Consider the following 13,871-nt stretch of genomic DNA (forward strand, 5'->3'; position numbering starts at 1 on the left):
CGTGCTGAAGCGGCTGGGCGGCAGGTCCGCTAGCGACACGTTAGCGCTCGGTCAGAAACACTCGAAGTCGTCGCCCGAAAGCGGGCGGCAATAGTCGCTCCAGTTGCCCGACGTTCGCCATGCCTCGACAAAGCCCAGGTCGGTGACAAGTTGCTTGAACCCCTCGGCACGCCGAGCCGCTGCAAGGTTCGGGTTCCACAGCGTGAAGAGCATGTTCCCACCGGGCTTGGAGAAAGCAATCCGGGCGAGGTCGAGCGCAAGCCCCGGCCTGTTCTCGTATCCGGCGAGGATCATCGGACCGCTGGCAACCTGGGCCTGGCCCAGTTCGGCGTATTGCGATCGAAGTTCGGCAAGCGACATCCGCTCAAGCCGCGCGGCGTCGAAGTTGGAGATCAACTGGCTGAACTGGGCAGGGCCATGCCGGTCCAGCAATGTCACCGCCTCATTCGGTTGATCGAGAGAGAGCAGGCCGGTCGCCACGTGCCAAACGTGCGCCTCGACATTGCGGTCAGGGTCTTCCGCCAGCTGCAGGAACAGCGAATGGGCCTGATCCGGCCGCCCGGCATAGACGAGCTCGGTGGCCTGCCAGGGATTGTATCGCGCCACGGGGTCTATCATTTCCGCCGACCGCTGGTGGGCCAATGCATCTTCGATGCGCCCCAGCACGAGATCGTGCACGGCAAGCTGATACTCGATTTCCGGGCTGTTTCCGGGATCGAGTTCCTCGGCCCGCGCAAACGCGCGATCTGCCTCGACCAGGTTGCGGACGGCCACGTGGTACCAGCCACGGGCGACATGGGCGTGGGCCAGTTCGGGACGTGCCTCTATCGCGCCGCGCGAGAGGGCATCCATGCGGGCGACCAGGGACCGGACGGACGCGGAACTGGGCGAACTGACTATGGCGACGCCCAGGTTCTGGGCCAGGGCAGAAAGGGCGACGACATAATTGGGGTCGAGTTCGACCGCTCTTTCCAGATAGCGCCGCGAAACCGAGGGATTGAGGTCGAGCGAGTTCGCGCGCCACTGCAGATAGGCGGCAAAAGCCTCCGGATTGTCGGTTCCGCCATAACGGCGGGAGTTGCCTCCAACATCGAGCGAGACGCTCAATGCGTCGCCGATCGACGCGGCGATCAGTTCCTGCATCTCGAACAGACCGATGAGATCCCGTTCGTAGGAATCGATCCAGAGGACCGCGCCGTTGGGCTCTTGCAACCGGACGGTGACGCGAACCCTGTCCCCGTTCCGGGCGACACTGCCGGTAATCTTGTGCGCTTGCTCGAACGGTCCGGAAGTCACTGGATCATTGGCGCCCGCCGAGCCGATAATCAGCCCGTCGACCTGTCGCAGCCGCGCGATCAGTTCGTCGGTAATACCCCGCGCAAGGGCCACATCCTGCGCGTTAGCGGAATCGCTCGCCTCGAAGGTGCTGACCAGCAGGGCGATCTCTTCATCGCTCTCGTCTTCGCCGAGCATGAGCGTGCCACCCCAGGCGAGGAGCGACACGAGCAGTAACGCCACCAGCAGCAGCAACGGCTTGCGCCGCAACTGGCGCGATCCGGATGCCGCACCAAGGCGATCGGTAGCGGGCACTGGTGCCGTTGCTTCACGTGGTGCGTGGCAATCCGGTTCGCTGGCCCTGAGTTCGAGGTGATATCCGATCCCGCGGATCGTCTGCAGCCGATCAGCATCCTCCCCAAGAGCCTTGCGAAGGGCGGTGACATGCACCTGGAGCGCGTTCTCCTCGACCGTCACGTCCCCCCAGACGGCCTCCATCAGCTCGTCCTTGGTGACGATCTCGCCGTTCGCTGCGGCCAATACGGTCAGAATTTCCAGGGCGCGGGGACCGAGATGGATGTGTTCGCCGTCCAGCAGGAGCTGGCGATTGGGCTGAAGCACATGTCTGCCGATCTCAATCTCGGTCACGCGGCATCCCCTTTCTGCCACTCGCTCCCTTTGAGAATCATACGCCTCGGAATATCGGCGCGCAATTTTATATGCTCCGGTGAATAAACGACGCGTCTGGATCGAATGTATTTCAGGGAAGCATCGTCATGATCGCATGGGTTTTTCTCTCCTGCCTTCAGCGAAACAACAGGATTCAAGAAAACTTCAAGTAATCATCAACCAAGCGCCAGCGCACAATTTTCCGAGTCGATGCACAACCCGATCTCCACGGGAGCGAAGTTCATCGCAGCGTCACTCCCGAGGACCGGTTGGCGGCTTACCTGTCGCCTTCATCGTCGAACAGGAAGGAACCAAATCATGCGCAACATTATCATCAGCTCCGCCGTGGCCGCGCTTTCGCTGGCCGCCATCTCCACTCCCGCCGCTGCGCAGGAGCAGGTTCGCACGGCCTACGTCGAACATGCCGATCTCAACGTGGGGACCGAGAAAGGGATGGAAACGCTTCAGAACCGGGTGCGCGCGGCTGTTCGCCAGGTCTGCCCGGCTGCCGAATACGGCCCCGTGAGCAGGACGCTGGATGCCCGTCGGTGCTCCGACTTCGCCATGGAAGCGGCGCAGCAGCAGATCGCCCAACTGCGGCGCGGGACGGTCGAGATCCTGGCGGTCCGCGCTCCGCAGCGCAGCGACATCCGCAGGCAGTAACCGGCCATGCTCCTGGCCGGGCGGCGGCACCGGTAATGGCGCCGCCGCAGATATTCAGGAGGACGCAAGGAAAAGGGAGAGCCAGCACCTCGCCGGCCCTCCCTTTCCTGCTGTGACATATAGTTCAGCCCCGCGCCGATAGCGCCCGTCAGCTCTTCACCTTGTCGGCAAAACTCTTCCTGAGCTTCATCAGCTTGGGCGGGATCACGGCCATGCAGTAGGGGTTCCGCTGGCCTTCGCCTTCCCAGTATTCCTGGTGGTAGTCTTCCGCCGGATACCAGCTGCCATCCTCGATCGTGGTCACGGCCTTGCCGTCGTGGCTCTCGTTCCAGCGCGTGATGGCCTTTTCCGCCTCGACCCTCTGATCGTCCGTCAGCGGGAAGATGGCGCTGCGGTACTGCGTGCCCACGTCGTTGCCCTGGCGGTTGAGCTGGGTCGGGTCGTGCGTGCCCATGAACATGTCGTAGATTTCCGGCAGGGTCACCGTGCCCGGATCGTAGGTGATCTTCACGCCCTCGGCATGCCCGGTCGATCCGGTGCAAACCTCCTTGTAGGTGGGGTCCTTGGTGGTGCCGCCGATATAGCCGCTTTCAACGCTTTCCACGCCGATCACGTCCTTGAACACCGCCTCGGTACACCAGAAGCATCCGCCTGCGACGATTGCCGTTTCGCTCATCATAATCTCCTTCGGTCTGCCAGATGGGTACCAATGGTCCGCTTGTCATCCCGTGCCGGCAGCGTAGATTGCGCGCAATATCGATCCGGGAGATTGAAAGACATGCGAATTGCCCCCCTTGTTGCTGCCGCCGCGCTGACGTTCGGCACTCCAGCACTTGCCGACCATCACGAAAGCCCGTCGCTGGAAGAGGTTCTTGCGATGGACACGCGCGCCCAGGATGCTGCGCGCGATCAGTATCGCCATCCCGCAGAGACGCTGGCCTTCTTCGGCGTCGAGCCGACGATGCGCGTGGTGGAATACGGCCCCGGCGGCGGCTGGTACACCCGCGTGCTGCTGCCGTGGATCGCGCCGCACGGCACCTACATGGCCATGCAGCCCGACACCGGCGAACCCGAACCGGGAGAGCCCGCCTGGGCCGAACGCTTCACCGCCATGGCCACCGGTTCCACAGGCGTTTCCGCCGATGCCATCACCGCATTCGAGACCGACGAGATCACCGAGGACATGCACGGCACCGTCGATCGCATCCTGGTGTTCCGTTCGCTCCACGGCATGCTGAACAGCGAGGGTGCGGATACCCAGCTTCGCGCGATGCGCCGCCTGCTGGCTGACGATGGCATGGTGGGCGTGGTGCAGCACCGCGCGCCGGAGGATGCGAGCTACGACGATGCCGACGGCTCGCGCGGATACCTGCGTCAGGCGGACGTGATCAAGCTGTTCGCCGTGCACGGCTTCGACCTCGTCGCCGCCGCTGAAATCAACGCCAATCCCGAGGATCCCGCCGACTGGCCGGGCGGGGTGTGGACCCTGCCGCCGGTTCTGTCGGGCGGCGACACCGATCGCGAACGGCTGGAGGCGATCGGCGAGAGCGACCGCATGACCCTGCTTTTCCGAAAGGCCGACTGATGCGTATTCCTGCAATCCTGGGAGCCGCCGCCGCGCTGGCCTGTTCCGTTCCGGCCCTGGCCGACCATCACGAGGGCGACCGGCCCACCGCGATGGAAAACGCGCTGAACCTGGAAAGCGTGCTGCTGCACCCGCGCCGGGCGGAGGACCGTGTGCGCGACGAGTTCCGCAACCCGGCCGAAACCTTGGCCTTCTTCGGGGTGGAGCCGGGCATGACCGTGGTCGACTACATGCCCGCCACCGGCTGGTATTCGCGCGTGCTGATCCCCTACCTGGGCGAGGAAGGCACCTACATTGGCCTCAATCCCGAACTGCATCCCTCGCTGACCGGATACTGGGACATGTACCGCGACGCGGCGACGAAGATTCCATCCGACGCGCAGGGTTGGGTGGGCGATGACGGAGCCGAGGTCGTCGGGCTCAACACCGGTGACGATGCGCTGGAAAGCCATGCCGGCACTGCCGACCGCTTCCTGATCTTCCGCGAGGTGCACAACATGCGCCGGTTCGGCTGGCTGCACGACAGCCTGGTCGCCGCGCGCACCATGCTGAAGGACGACGGCCTGCTGGGCGTTGTGCAGCACCGCGCCGATGCCGATGCCCCGGCGTCCTACGTGCTGGGCGACAATGGCTACCAGCGCGAGCAGGACGTGATCGCCCTGTTCGAGGCCTACGGTTTCGAACTCGTCGCGCGCAGCGAGATCAACGCCAACCCGTCCGACCCGGCCGACTGGGACGGCGGCGTGTGGAGCCTGCCGCCCAGCTATCGCGGCGCAGCGGAAGGGAGCGAGGAACGCGCCCGCCGCGCCGAAATCGGCGAGAGCGACCGCATGACCCTGCTGTTCCGCAAGCGCGCCTGATGCGTGTTGCCCTGCCCATCGTGGCCGCCTTCGCGCTGGCCGCCTGCACGCCCGAGCCGGAGCCGGTCGACACCGATCCCGTCGGCCTGGTCTCCGCTCCGCAGCTGGAGGTTATCGAGGCCGCGATGGAGGAGAGCGCGGCGGGCTGGAACGAAGGCGACATGGATCGCTTCCTCGCCATCTACTCGAGCGCCAAGGATACCAGCTTCGTGGGGTCCGGCGGTCTGATCCGCGGCGCAGAGGCGATGGAGGAACGCTACCGCGAGGCCTACGACTGGTCTCAGGCCGACCCTGCCGAGCGCGGCGTGCTGACTTTCGAAACCGAGGATTTCCGCCCGCTCGGCAGCGACTACGCGCTCTACATCGGCCGCTACACCCTTACCTATCCCGACGACCGCGAACCGGCGACCGGCCTCACCAGCCTGATCTTCGCGCGCGAGCAGGGCGGCTGGAAGATCATGGCGGATCACAGCTCGTAGACTTGGCGTGCGCACGCGGGTAATTGCCCCGTCCATGACCATTCTCAACGTCTCCGCGCTGCAGCTCGCCCTCTTCGACGAGGACGAATCCGCCAATATCGAAGCCGTTTCCGACCTGGTGGCAGAGGCTGCCGGGAAGGGCGCGCAGGTGGTGCTGCCCCCCGAACTGTTCTCCGGCCCCTATTTCTGCCGCGAGGAACAGGACGAGTTCTTCGCCCTCGCGCGCCCGACGGCGGAGCACCCCTCGGTCATCGCCATGCAGGCGCTGGCGAAAAAGCTGGGCGTGGCCATCCCCACCAGCTTTTTCGAGCGGGACGGCCATCACTATTACAACACCCTCGCCATGATCGACGCCGAGGGCGAGATCATGGGCACCTATCGCAAGAGCCACATTCCCGACGGGCCGGGGTACGAGGAGAAGTTCTATTTCCGCCCCGGCAACGACGGGTTCAAGGTGTGGGACGTCTTCGGAGCCCGGATCGGCATCGGCATCTGCTGGGACCAGTGGTATCCCGAGACCGCGCGCTGCCTGGCGCTGCTGGGCGCGCAGGTGCTGTTCTATCCCACCGCCATCGGCAGCGAGCCGAAGGATGCGGATATGGATACCAGCCGCATGTGGCGCCGCGCGATGATCGGCCACGCAGTCAGCAACTGCATGCCCGTGGTCACCGCCAACCGGATCGGCCACGAGGGTTCGCAGGAGGCGGGTAACACCTTCTACGGGCACAGCTTCATCTGCGACGAGTGGGGCGACATTCTGACCGAGTACGGCCGCGAGGAAACCGGTGCGCTGGTAGCGCAGCTGGACCTCGATGCCGCGCGCAAGCACCGCGCCAGCTGGGGCTTCTTCCGCGATCGGCGCCCGCAGCTCTACGGCCGGATCGCCGAGGATATCTGAGGCAAGCGCCCCTTTGCCGGGGCATCGGGGGTGGGCATGAAGAAACACCGCTACATCATCGCCGTCGGATCGAACCAGCGGCACCCGCATTTCGGCCCGCCCCGCGCTGTGGTGGCGGCGGCGATGGACATCCTCGACGAGACGCTGGGCAAGGTGAGGGCGCGCTCGCCTATCATGGACAGCGCGCCCGTCGGTCCTTCGCAGCGCCGCTACGCCAACGCCGCGCTGCTGCTGAAAAGCAAGCTGGAGCCCGAAGGCCTGCTGCATTGCCTGCAGGAGGCGGAGGCTGCCTTCGGCCGCGTGCGGCGCGGACAGCGCTGGCGCGCGCGGGTGCTCGATCTCGACATCGTGCTGTGGGATGGCGGAATCTTCGCCTCGCCCGAATTGCTGGTTCCCCACCCGCTGTTTCGCCAGCGCGATTTCGTGCTGCGGCCAGCCGCCACCGTCGCCCCCGACTGGCGCGATCCGCTGACTGGCCTCAGCGTGAAACACCTGCTTGCCCGCTTGACCAGCCACCGCCCCACCCCTAGGTGAGCGCGCGCGGCACCTGCCGCCACACCCGCAAGGGGGCCCTTAGCTCAGTCGGTAGAGCAACTGACTTTTAATCAGTAGGTCGCTGGTTCGAACCCAGCAGGGCTCACCATCACTTCGCAAAGTTCGTCCGGCAGCCGGAGTCGCGCAGGCGCCTCCCGGGTGCTCGACAATGCCTAGATGCGGTTCATGTCTAGAGCGCTTCGCTCGCCCCTCCAGACCCGGTCGAACGCCTGTGTCGCGGCTGCGGCCTCGGGCCGGTGGCCGAGCCTGCGTTCGGTCTGCGCCAGGCCGTAGAGGGCAAGGGCGTTGTTGGGCGCATCGAACAGCGCGGCCCTGAAGGCCTTTGAGGCTTCTTCGAAGTCTCCCGCCTGGAAGTGTGCGGCGCCCAGCGACTGGTTGACCGGGTAATACCAGAATGGCGGTTCGTTGTAGGGGATCGAGGTCTGCAATTCCGCGGCTTGCGAGAAGTGCCTCACCGCGTCCGAAAACCGGGATTGCGCCATGGCTTTCCGGCCCTTCGCCACTTCTGCGGCGAGGCGGATGATCAGCGGGGCGGGGAAGCCGTTTGCTTCCAGGTTCGTCACGTCCTCCGCCGTTTCGAAAGCCTCGAGTGCAGCCAGTTCGGTGTCGAAGGCGGCAAAGTCGCCCGCCTGCGCGTGGGCAACGGCCCGGGCATAGCGGCGCATGGCGTCAACATAGTCGAGCGCGTGCGCATCTTCCGTGAGCGCGAGCGTCGCCGCCGGTGAACCGTACTGGCCCAGCGCGAAATAGGGTGCGGCGTAGATCGCCTGGACCCACGGCAGATCGCGCCCGGTATCCACGTCGAGAATGGATTCCAGCTTGGCGGTCTGCTCCACCACCGTCCTCACGTCTCCCATCATCTGGGCCGAGGTCAGCAGGAAATGGACGTTGTGCGGGTAATAGCCGAAGCGCACCAGGCCATCGTCTCCGACATCGGCAAGATAGGCCTCGTCGGCGGCGACAGCCTCCATGTTGGCATCCATCGAATCGCGATAACGGCCAAGCCGGTAATAGATGTGCGAGGGCATGTGGACGAGGTGGCCGAACGCCTTCGGGCCGGTCTGGCGCAGCCTGTCGGCGGCGGCTTCGGCTCGCTCGGGCTCGGGCAGTTCCAGCAGGTGGATGTAGAGGTGGGAAGCCTGCGGGTGCGTGGGATTGCGGGCCATCACCCGCTCGATCAGGTCCACGGCTTCCCCGATCAGCGGGCGCGGCTGGCCGGAAGCGGCGTCCCAGTAGTTCCAGGGCGTCGTGTTCATGCTCGCTTCCGCCGCCAGGATCGCCAGGTCGTCGCTGTCGGGATTGCCTTGCGAAATGGCGAGCATGGCAACCGCGTAGGCGCGGTCGAGCGCGGCACGATCGGCATCCGGGTCGGGCGAGTATCGCGCGGCCTGCGCCTCGATCAGCTGCATGGCGGCGGGGCCGGCACCCGGTGCCAGTTCCCTCGCCCGGTCGAGCGCACGAAGGGCGGCCTGGTTCTGCTCGCTGTCCATGCCGGAATTGATGTTGGGGCCATTGGCCATGGCCTCGCCCCACCAGCACATGGCGCAGGAAGGATCGACTTCCCGGGCGCGCTGGAACGATCGGATGGCCGCGCGGTGGTTGAAGCCATAGGCCAGCGCCAGGCCCTGGTCGAAGTAACGCTTGGCCAGCGGATCGACGTCCCCGACAGGCAGGTCGGATGGAGAAACGTCCGAATAGAGATTGATCGCGCGCGAACCCAGGCCCTGCTGCTGTGCCAGCGACCGGGCCAGCCGGAGCCTCGTGTCGAGCGTGCCGCCGCTGGCATCGAAGCCGCGGCAGGCCAGGCGACCCGTCAGGGACGGATCGAGAGCCTCGAGCGACTGCGCCGAAAAACCGGCGGGCTGACTGGCAGAGGCGCTTCCGACTGCGAAAGTCGCCAATGCTGCGGTGGAAAGCATGATCGTGCGGCGCATATTCGGTCTCCCGGCTGCGCGACCCCGATTGCCTTCATAGCAGATCGGCGCCCTTCGAGCGACGCCCGCAACGGTCCGGAGGCGAGAAATGTGTCCCGACACCACCTGCGGGTTCATTTTTCACGTTCTTTTCACGCCCGATCACCGGAGCGATCACATAGCCTGTCTCACAAGGACGGCGTTCGGCAATTCCGTCGGACAAGGACATGGAGACAGACAATGAGCAGCAAGACCATCAAGACCACCGCCGCGGCAGCCTTTGCCGCCCTTTTCGCCGTCCAGGTTGCCGTACCCACGGTCGCCCTGGCGCAGGAAGAGGTTCGCCAGCAGTACGTGGAGTACGGCGATCTCAACCTGCAGACGCCCGAAGGGATCGCAACGCTCGATTCCCGCATCGAACATGCGATCAGCCGCGTTTGCCGGGTTCCCAGCGCCACGACCCTGAGCGAACGCATGCAGGTGAAGAAGTGCGAGCGCGAAGCCGAAACGGGCGTCGCCGGACAGCGCGAATTCGCCATCAACCAGGCCCGGGGCTCGGTCGAACTCGCCGGCGCCGATGGCGACCCGAACCGCCCGTCGCGGATCCGCCTGGCTTTCGCCAACTGAGCGATGGCAATCTTCTGCATGTACGCGGGTGTCGTCTCGGCGGCACCCGCGTCTTGCCTTGTGAACCGACACAGGGCAGATTCTGAGCCAGTGCGGGCAGACCTGCTGGCCAGACTGTCTTTTCGCCCGCGCAGGGAGGGGGATACCTCGCGTGGCAGCTACGACGGCGGATCGACTTGCGGCGTCACCCGAACAGCAGCCCCAGATCGTCCTGCTCGGCTCGTTCGCGATCAGGGTGGGCGGCCAATCGCTGGACCTGCCCGGGCGCAAGGCCCGCGCCATCCTCGCCTACCTCGTGCTTTCCCCCGAACGTGCCGCCTCGCGTGGCATTCTCGCATCTCTCCTGTGGACCGACCGCGGCGCGGAGCAGGCGCGCGGAAGCCTGCGCCATGCCCTCATGGAACTGCGCGACCTGCCGCGATTTTCCGATGCCCTGGACATGGGGCGCGACTCCATCGCCCTGACCGAAGGCCGGGTGACGAGCGACCTCGAGCAGATACGGCAGGCCGCCGCACGCCGGGATCTCCCCCGTCTGGCGGATGCGCTGGACCTGGTGCAGGGCGAACCTCTGGAAGACCTGATCGATCTCTCGCCCGGTTTCGACGAGTGGCTCGCGACGGAGCGGACGAGGCTGCGCGACCAGCTGATCGGAGACGTGCTGGACGCTCTTGGCGAGGTGGATGTCAGTGACATGAAGCACGCCCGCAAAATCCTGCGCAGTCTCGACCGCCTCGATCCCGCGAACGAGGAAGCCGTACGGCTGGGCATGCAGCTTGATCACATGGCCGGCGACGCAAGCTCGCTGCACCGGCGCTACCGCGAGCTGCAACGCTGCCTGAAGGCCGAATTCGATGTCCGGCCTTCGCGACAGACGAGAGCCCTGTTCGATTCCCTGACCGGCGCGGAGCCGCACTCCACCGATGCGGACGCGACCGGGACGGCTTCCGCGCCCGCATCGCCCGGCAGGCTGATCGGAAAGAGCGACCTGCTGCCACTGGTGCTGGTATCGTCCTCGCGCTCTGCCGATGGCGAGCTGGAATCCTTCGCAAGCGCCTGCGCGGTCGACATCTGCACGGAAATCCAGAGACTGCAGAGCGTCGAGGTAATCCACCTCGCCCACGAGCCCGCGACGCGCACGCTTGCCGAGGCCGAGAACGCGCTCGCCATCTATTCGCTGTCGCTGGGAGTGTCGAAGCTGGGCGAGCAGATGCGCGCCAGCCTGCAACTGGCCGATGCCGCCACGCAGATCATCGTGTGGGCGGAGAAGCTGCGGGTGGAGCAGGCCGATTTCGACACGCTCGACACGCTGGTCGAGAAGGCCTGCGGCGCTGTCCTTTCGGCAATCGACCGCGATCTTCAGCAGAAGCTGGCTTCTGCGGAGGAGGGGGGCGAGAGCGACCGCGACAGGTTCACCCGCGCCAGGCTCCTCATCCGGCAGGCGGGCGACCTGGAGTCCGTCCGGCGCGCGGTGGACCTGCTGGAAGGACTGGTCGAGAGCGATCCGAGGCACGTCGGCGCCAGGCTGCTGCTCGTGCGCATGTACAACACCGATTTCTGGCAGCAGCTGTGCGGGCACGACGTGCAGGCCTTCCGCGCCAAGGCGGAAGAGCACCTCGCCGCGGTAGCCAGGCTGCATCCCGAACAAAGCGAACTGCACCTTCGCAAGGGCTGGTGCGAGCTGCGCAAGGGCAATCTCGACCTTGCGCGGCGGGAATTCATGGTGGCGCTCGAAAGCCTTCCGCGCGATGCGGATACGGTCAACATGTGCGCCTTCGGTTTCTGCCACCTGGGCGAATTCGAACTGGCCGAGGACCTGATGCAGCGCGCCTTTCGCCTCAACCCCTTCCCGCCCAGCGACTATCATGCCGACTATGCCGTGATCGCGGCCCTGCGCGGCGAAGCGCGGGCTGCGGAAGACCACTTCATCGTGTCGGGGGAAATCGGCCTGCAGTATACCGCGGTCAGGCTCGCCAATGCCACGCGGCTCAATGGCCACATGAAGGACCTCGTCCCGGTCGCGGAATCCTTCGCTTCCGCCTTTCGCAAGGCCTGGCAGCGGAGCGAGGCGCCGACTCTCGACGACGTCGACGAATGGCTGGACGCGACACTCCCGCTATTCCCGCTGGAGAACAGGAATTTCGTCAAGAATGGACTACGGGAGATGCTCCGGCCATGCTGGTGATCAGGCGGTCGTAGTAGATCGTATAGGGAGGGGCGCACGGCAGCCGCGTGGCAGATGGTCGCGGCTCGCGCAGCACGTCGAACAGGGCCACCGCGTCCATGCGCTTGAGCGAAGGCATGCGTTCCAGTTCCTGCACCGCGACGGGGAAAGGGCTTCCGGTGCGCTGCCGGAACCGTTCGCAGCAGGCTTGCCAGGTGCGCTGCGGATAGGGCGTGGTTCGCACGATCCTCTGCATCATGCGCCGGTCGTGCTCGCCCAAGTCCAGATGGGCGAGCGTGAATTCCGCGTCCACCAGCGCCACGCTGAAAGGCTCGAAACCGAGATAGGCCGGCCCATGGTGGAGAAGCACGGCATCGTCGCGCGTGATGGCGCCGTGGGCGTAGCCCGCGAATATCTCTCCCACCCCCACCATGCCGTAGGGCGCCAACTCGGCGGCGCGGATCGCCCCCAGGCTGCTTGCGCCCAGCACGCGCCACCCGGCTTCGAGCAGGCTCAGGATCTCGCGGTGCCACACGGTTCTCGCCGTTCGAAAGACACCGTCGACCAGCGCGACGGTGGCTGGCGGCTCCGCCAGCAGGGCAAGAAGGTCGCCGCAGGCCGCGGGAGGGCGCAGCTCGATGTGGTCAGGGCATTCCAGGCCGTGCACGCTCGGGCCTGCGAACACGATCTTGCGGTCCCGGCGATCCGCGCGGACCGCTTGCGGAGCGCGCCGTGCCGGGGCATCGCGCCGCTCCCGGTTGCGCCGCGCGCCATCGTGCAGCCCGGGTGCCAGGCAGTGCCACAACTCGATCTCGTCGGTCGGCAGGTCGTGCCGGTAGGCAAGGACTGGCAGGTCCGTGATCGCCGCGACAGCACGCAGAAACGCGCGGACTATATCCCCCGCATCCCGGTGCCGGGATGACGGCAACTGCTTCCAGTCCTTGCGCCCCTCGCCGAATCCGAGGGACGCGAGCATCAGTGCAAATTCCTGCTTTCGACCGTCGATATAGGCATCGGCCCTGATGTCGTCCCGCGCGCCTGCGAAAAGCGTGGCGCGGGACTGCACCGCCTCCAGCAGGGCCTTGGCAAGGGCGATCCGCTTGTCGGTGTGGCAGGCGCTTCCCGTGGAGGGGGCAAGATCGTCGAACTGGCGCCTGTCTTCCGTCAACAGGCACTGGAAGGCGCTCACTCCGAACGGTTTGCCCACGCTCCAGGCGCGAAGCGAAAAGCCCGCTGCCCTGGCGCGCGCGATCAGGCTTTCCAGCAGGGGATCGTCGATGCTGTCGAGCTTCACCTGACACGACACTCGTTCTGCGGGAGAAAGGGACGCGAACCAGGCGCAGCAATGGTGCTCAAGCAGTTCGGCAAGGCCCGATGCGATTGCCTCGTCCCGCGTATTGCCGCACGCCAGGCCGTTAGACGTCGCCGGGCATTCGAGAAGGTCGCCGGTGAAATCGAGGGAGAGGAGGTCGAACGGAACCGGCCGCAATTCCCCCGAAGACAGGTCCTCGGCCTGCAGCCATGCGCGATCGAGATGGCGGGAAAGGGAGATCGCCAGCGGGTGTCTCTCCCCATGCCAGATTGCCTGGTCCGCCGGACTCAAGCTTTCGAGCGGCCGCACCGGGCCATCAGCCTCAAGGTTCTCCGCCGCCCACAGCTCCACCGATTCCAGCAGTGCCGAAACGACCGCGGCACTGGGGGTCAGCCCCTTGCCCTGCGCAACGCACAGGGATCGCGACCATGGCCTGACGGCCTGGCAGACAGGAATGCCGGGTACGCCGAAGGCGGTAACGTCGGCCACCCGGGTCACGCCCGCTGCCCTGGCGACCGCTGTCGCGGCCTTCAACGTGTCTTCAAGGGTTCGAGCGCGAGGCTCGAGGCTCACTGATTCTTGCCGGACTGGAAAGAGTAGAGTTCGAATGTCATGGGCAGGGCCTGCAAGTCGGAGTCGGCAGGTACCGCGCGAAGACAATCCCGTTTGAACAGCTCCTGGATGCCCTGAAGCGTTGCCTCGGAAACCTTGTCCGGATCAAAAGAGGCGACGGCTCCGCAAAGAACGTACCGGGTCTTGCCGCTTTCCACGATCTCTACGAAATAGTGATCGGGGGTCGCGGACTCGCTTCCACTTCCAGCACTCATAGTCACCTCCCTGTATTGATGCAGTGGGAGGTGAGTATAGCATGGAA

13 protein-coding genes and 1 tRNA gene are annotated in these 13,871 nt (G+C 65.6%); 9 read left to right on the forward strand and 5 right to left on the reverse strand.

Annotated elements, in window-relative coordinates; all coding sequences use genetic code 11:
- Positions 1–51 precede the first annotated feature (51 nt).
- A complete protein-coding gene (locus AAA989_RS08750) occupies positions 52–1,923 on the reverse strand; it encodes a winged helix-turn-helix domain-containing tetratricopeptide repeat protein (RefSeq protein ID WP_338242676.1) in 1,872 nt (623 codons plus the stop codon).
- Positions 1,924–2,262: 339 nt separating this feature from the next.
- On the opposite strand from AAA989_RS08750, the gene AAA989_RS08755 reads away from it, so the two are divergent.
- Entirely contained in the window at positions 2,263–2,607 is a 345-nt protein-coding gene (locus AAA989_RS08755) for a UrcA family protein (RefSeq protein ID WP_338242678.1), read from the forward strand.
- 148 nt (positions 2,608–2,755) lie between these two features.
- Here AAA989_RS08755 and msrA read toward each other — a convergent pair whose 3' ends face one another.
- Positions 2,756–3,286 carry a peptide-methionine (S)-S-oxide reductase MsrA gene (msrA, locus tag AAA989_RS08760; protein WP_434781441.1) on the reverse strand — a complete coding sequence of 177 codons (531 nt, stop codon included), beginning with the start codon at positions 3,284–3,286 and terminating at the stop codon, positions 2,756–2,758.
- A gap of 99 nt (positions 3,287–3,385) precedes the next feature.
- On the opposite strand from msrA, the gene AAA989_RS08765 reads away from it, so the two are divergent.
- The 6 genes from AAA989_RS08765 to AAA989_RS08790 all read left to right on the forward strand — a co-directional run bounded on the left by AAA989_RS08765 (position 3,386) and on the right by AAA989_RS08790 (position 7,072).
- The gene (locus AAA989_RS08765; RefSeq protein ID WP_338242683.1) at positions 3,386–4,192 is read left to right on the forward strand and encodes a class I SAM-dependent methyltransferase; all 807 of its coding nucleotides are present in this window, start codon (positions 3,386–3,388) and stop codon (positions 4,190–4,192) included.
- The gene (locus AAA989_RS08770) at positions 4,192–5,052 is read left to right on the forward strand and encodes a class I SAM-dependent methyltransferase (protein ID WP_338242684.1); all 861 of its coding nucleotides are present in this window, start codon (positions 4,192–4,194) and stop codon (positions 5,050–5,052) included. Before AAA989_RS08765 ends, AAA989_RS08770 begins: the two co-directional genes overlap by 1 nt.
- Positions 5,052–5,531, forward strand: coding sequence for a YybH family protein (locus tag AAA989_RS08775; protein WP_338242686.1), 480 nt, complete (start codon positions 5,052–5,054; stop codon positions 5,529–5,531). The genes AAA989_RS08770 and AAA989_RS08775 overlap by 1 nt, the downstream gene beginning before the upstream one ends.
- Before the next feature lie 34 nt (positions 5,532–5,565).
- Positions 5,566–6,429, forward strand: a complete 864-nt coding sequence (aguB, locus tag AAA989_RS08780) for an N-carbamoylputrescine amidase (RefSeq protein ID WP_338245482.1) — start codon at positions 5,566–5,568, stop codon at positions 6,427–6,429.
- 36 nt (positions 6,430–6,465) lie between these two features.
- Positions 6,466–6,963 carry a 2-amino-4-hydroxy-6-hydroxymethyldihydropteridine diphosphokinase gene (gene folK / locus AAA989_RS08785; RefSeq protein WP_338242688.1) on the forward strand — a complete coding sequence of 166 codons (498 nt, stop codon included), beginning with the start codon at positions 6,466–6,468 and terminating at the stop codon, positions 6,961–6,963.
- A gap of 33 nt (positions 6,964–6,996) precedes the next feature.
- A tRNA-Lys gene (locus tag AAA989_RS08790) sits at positions 6,997–7,072 on the forward strand.
- Between the two features lie 64 nt (positions 7,073–7,136).
- Here AAA989_RS08790 and AAA989_RS08795 read toward each other — a convergent pair.
- The gene (locus AAA989_RS08795; RefSeq protein ID WP_338242691.1) at positions 7,137–8,918 is read right to left on the reverse strand and encodes a tetratricopeptide repeat protein; all 1,782 of its coding nucleotides are present in this window, start codon (positions 8,916–8,918) and stop codon (positions 7,137–7,139) included.
- 219 nt (positions 8,919–9,137) lie between these two features.
- Between AAA989_RS08795 and AAA989_RS08800 the strand changes: the two genes are divergently transcribed.
- On the forward strand, positions 9,138–9,524 hold the full coding sequence (locus AAA989_RS08800) for a UrcA family protein (protein ID WP_338242693.1): 387 nt from the start codon (positions 9,138–9,140) through the stop codon (positions 9,522–9,524).
- 151 nt (positions 9,525–9,675) lie between these two features.
- The gene (locus AAA989_RS08805; protein WP_338242695.1) at positions 9,676–11,706 is read left to right on the forward strand and encodes a BTAD domain-containing putative transcriptional regulator; all 2,031 of its coding nucleotides are present in this window, start codon (positions 9,676–9,678) and stop codon (positions 11,704–11,706) included.
- Here the strand turns inward: AAA989_RS08805 and AAA989_RS08810 are convergent.
- On the reverse strand, positions 11,666–13,531 hold the full coding sequence (locus AAA989_RS08810) for a YcaO-like family protein (RefSeq protein WP_338242697.1): 1,866 nt from the start codon (positions 13,529–13,531) through the stop codon (positions 11,666–11,668). The genes AAA989_RS08805 and AAA989_RS08810 overlap by 41 nt on opposite strands.
- 35 nt (positions 13,532–13,566) lie before the next feature.
- Positions 13,567–13,824, reverse strand: a complete 258-nt coding sequence (locus AAA989_RS08815; RefSeq protein ID WP_338242699.1) for a hypothetical protein — start codon at positions 13,822–13,824, stop codon at positions 13,567–13,569.
- Between the last annotated feature and the right edge of the window lie 47 nt (positions 13,825–13,871).

Source organism: Aurantiacibacter hainanensis, assembly GCF_036321025.1.
GTDB classification, from domain to species: domain Bacteria; phylum Pseudomonadota; class Alphaproteobacteria; order Sphingomonadales; family Sphingomonadaceae; genus Alteraurantiacibacter; species Alteraurantiacibacter hainanensis.

Bases quoted from the DNA above. Each gene is read 5' to 3' on its own strand.
- AAA989_RS08815 (WP_338242699.1), bottom strand. From the start codon at position 13,824: ATGAGTGCTGGAAGTGGAAGCGAGTCCGCGACCCCCGATCACTATTTC.
- msrA (WP_434781441.1), bottom strand. From the start codon at position 3,286: ATGATGAGCGAAACGGCAATCGTCGCAGGCGGATGCTTCTGGTGTACC.
- AAA989_RS08755 (WP_338242678.1), top strand. From the start codon at position 2,263: ATGCGCAACATTATCATCAGCTCCGCCGTGGCCGCGCTTTCGCTGGCC.
- folK (WP_338242688.1), top strand. From the start codon at position 6,466: ATGAAGAAACACCGCTACATCATCGCCGTCGGATCGAACCAGCGGCAC.
- AAA989_RS08775 (WP_338242686.1), top strand. From the start codon at position 5,052: ATGCGTGTTGCCCTGCCCATCGTGGCCGCCTTCGCGCTGGCCGCCTGC.
- AAA989_RS08765 (WP_338242683.1), top strand. From the start codon at position 3,386: ATGCGAATTGCCCCCCTTGTTGCTGCCGCCGCGCTGACGTTCGGCACT.
- AAA989_RS08795 (WP_338242691.1), bottom strand. From the start codon at position 8,918: ATGCGCCGCACGATCATGCTTTCCACCGCAGCATTGGCGACTTTCGCA.
- aguB (WP_338245482.1), top strand. From the start codon at position 5,566: ATGACCATTCTCAACGTCTCCGCGCTGCAGCTCGCCCTCTTCGACGAG.
- AAA989_RS08800 (WP_338242693.1), top strand. From the start codon at position 9,138: ATGAGCAGCAAGACCATCAAGACCACCGCCGCGGCAGCCTTTGCCGCC.
- AAA989_RS08770 (WP_338242684.1), top strand. From the start codon at position 4,192: ATGCGTATTCCTGCAATCCTGGGAGCCGCCGCCGCGCTGGCCTGTTCC.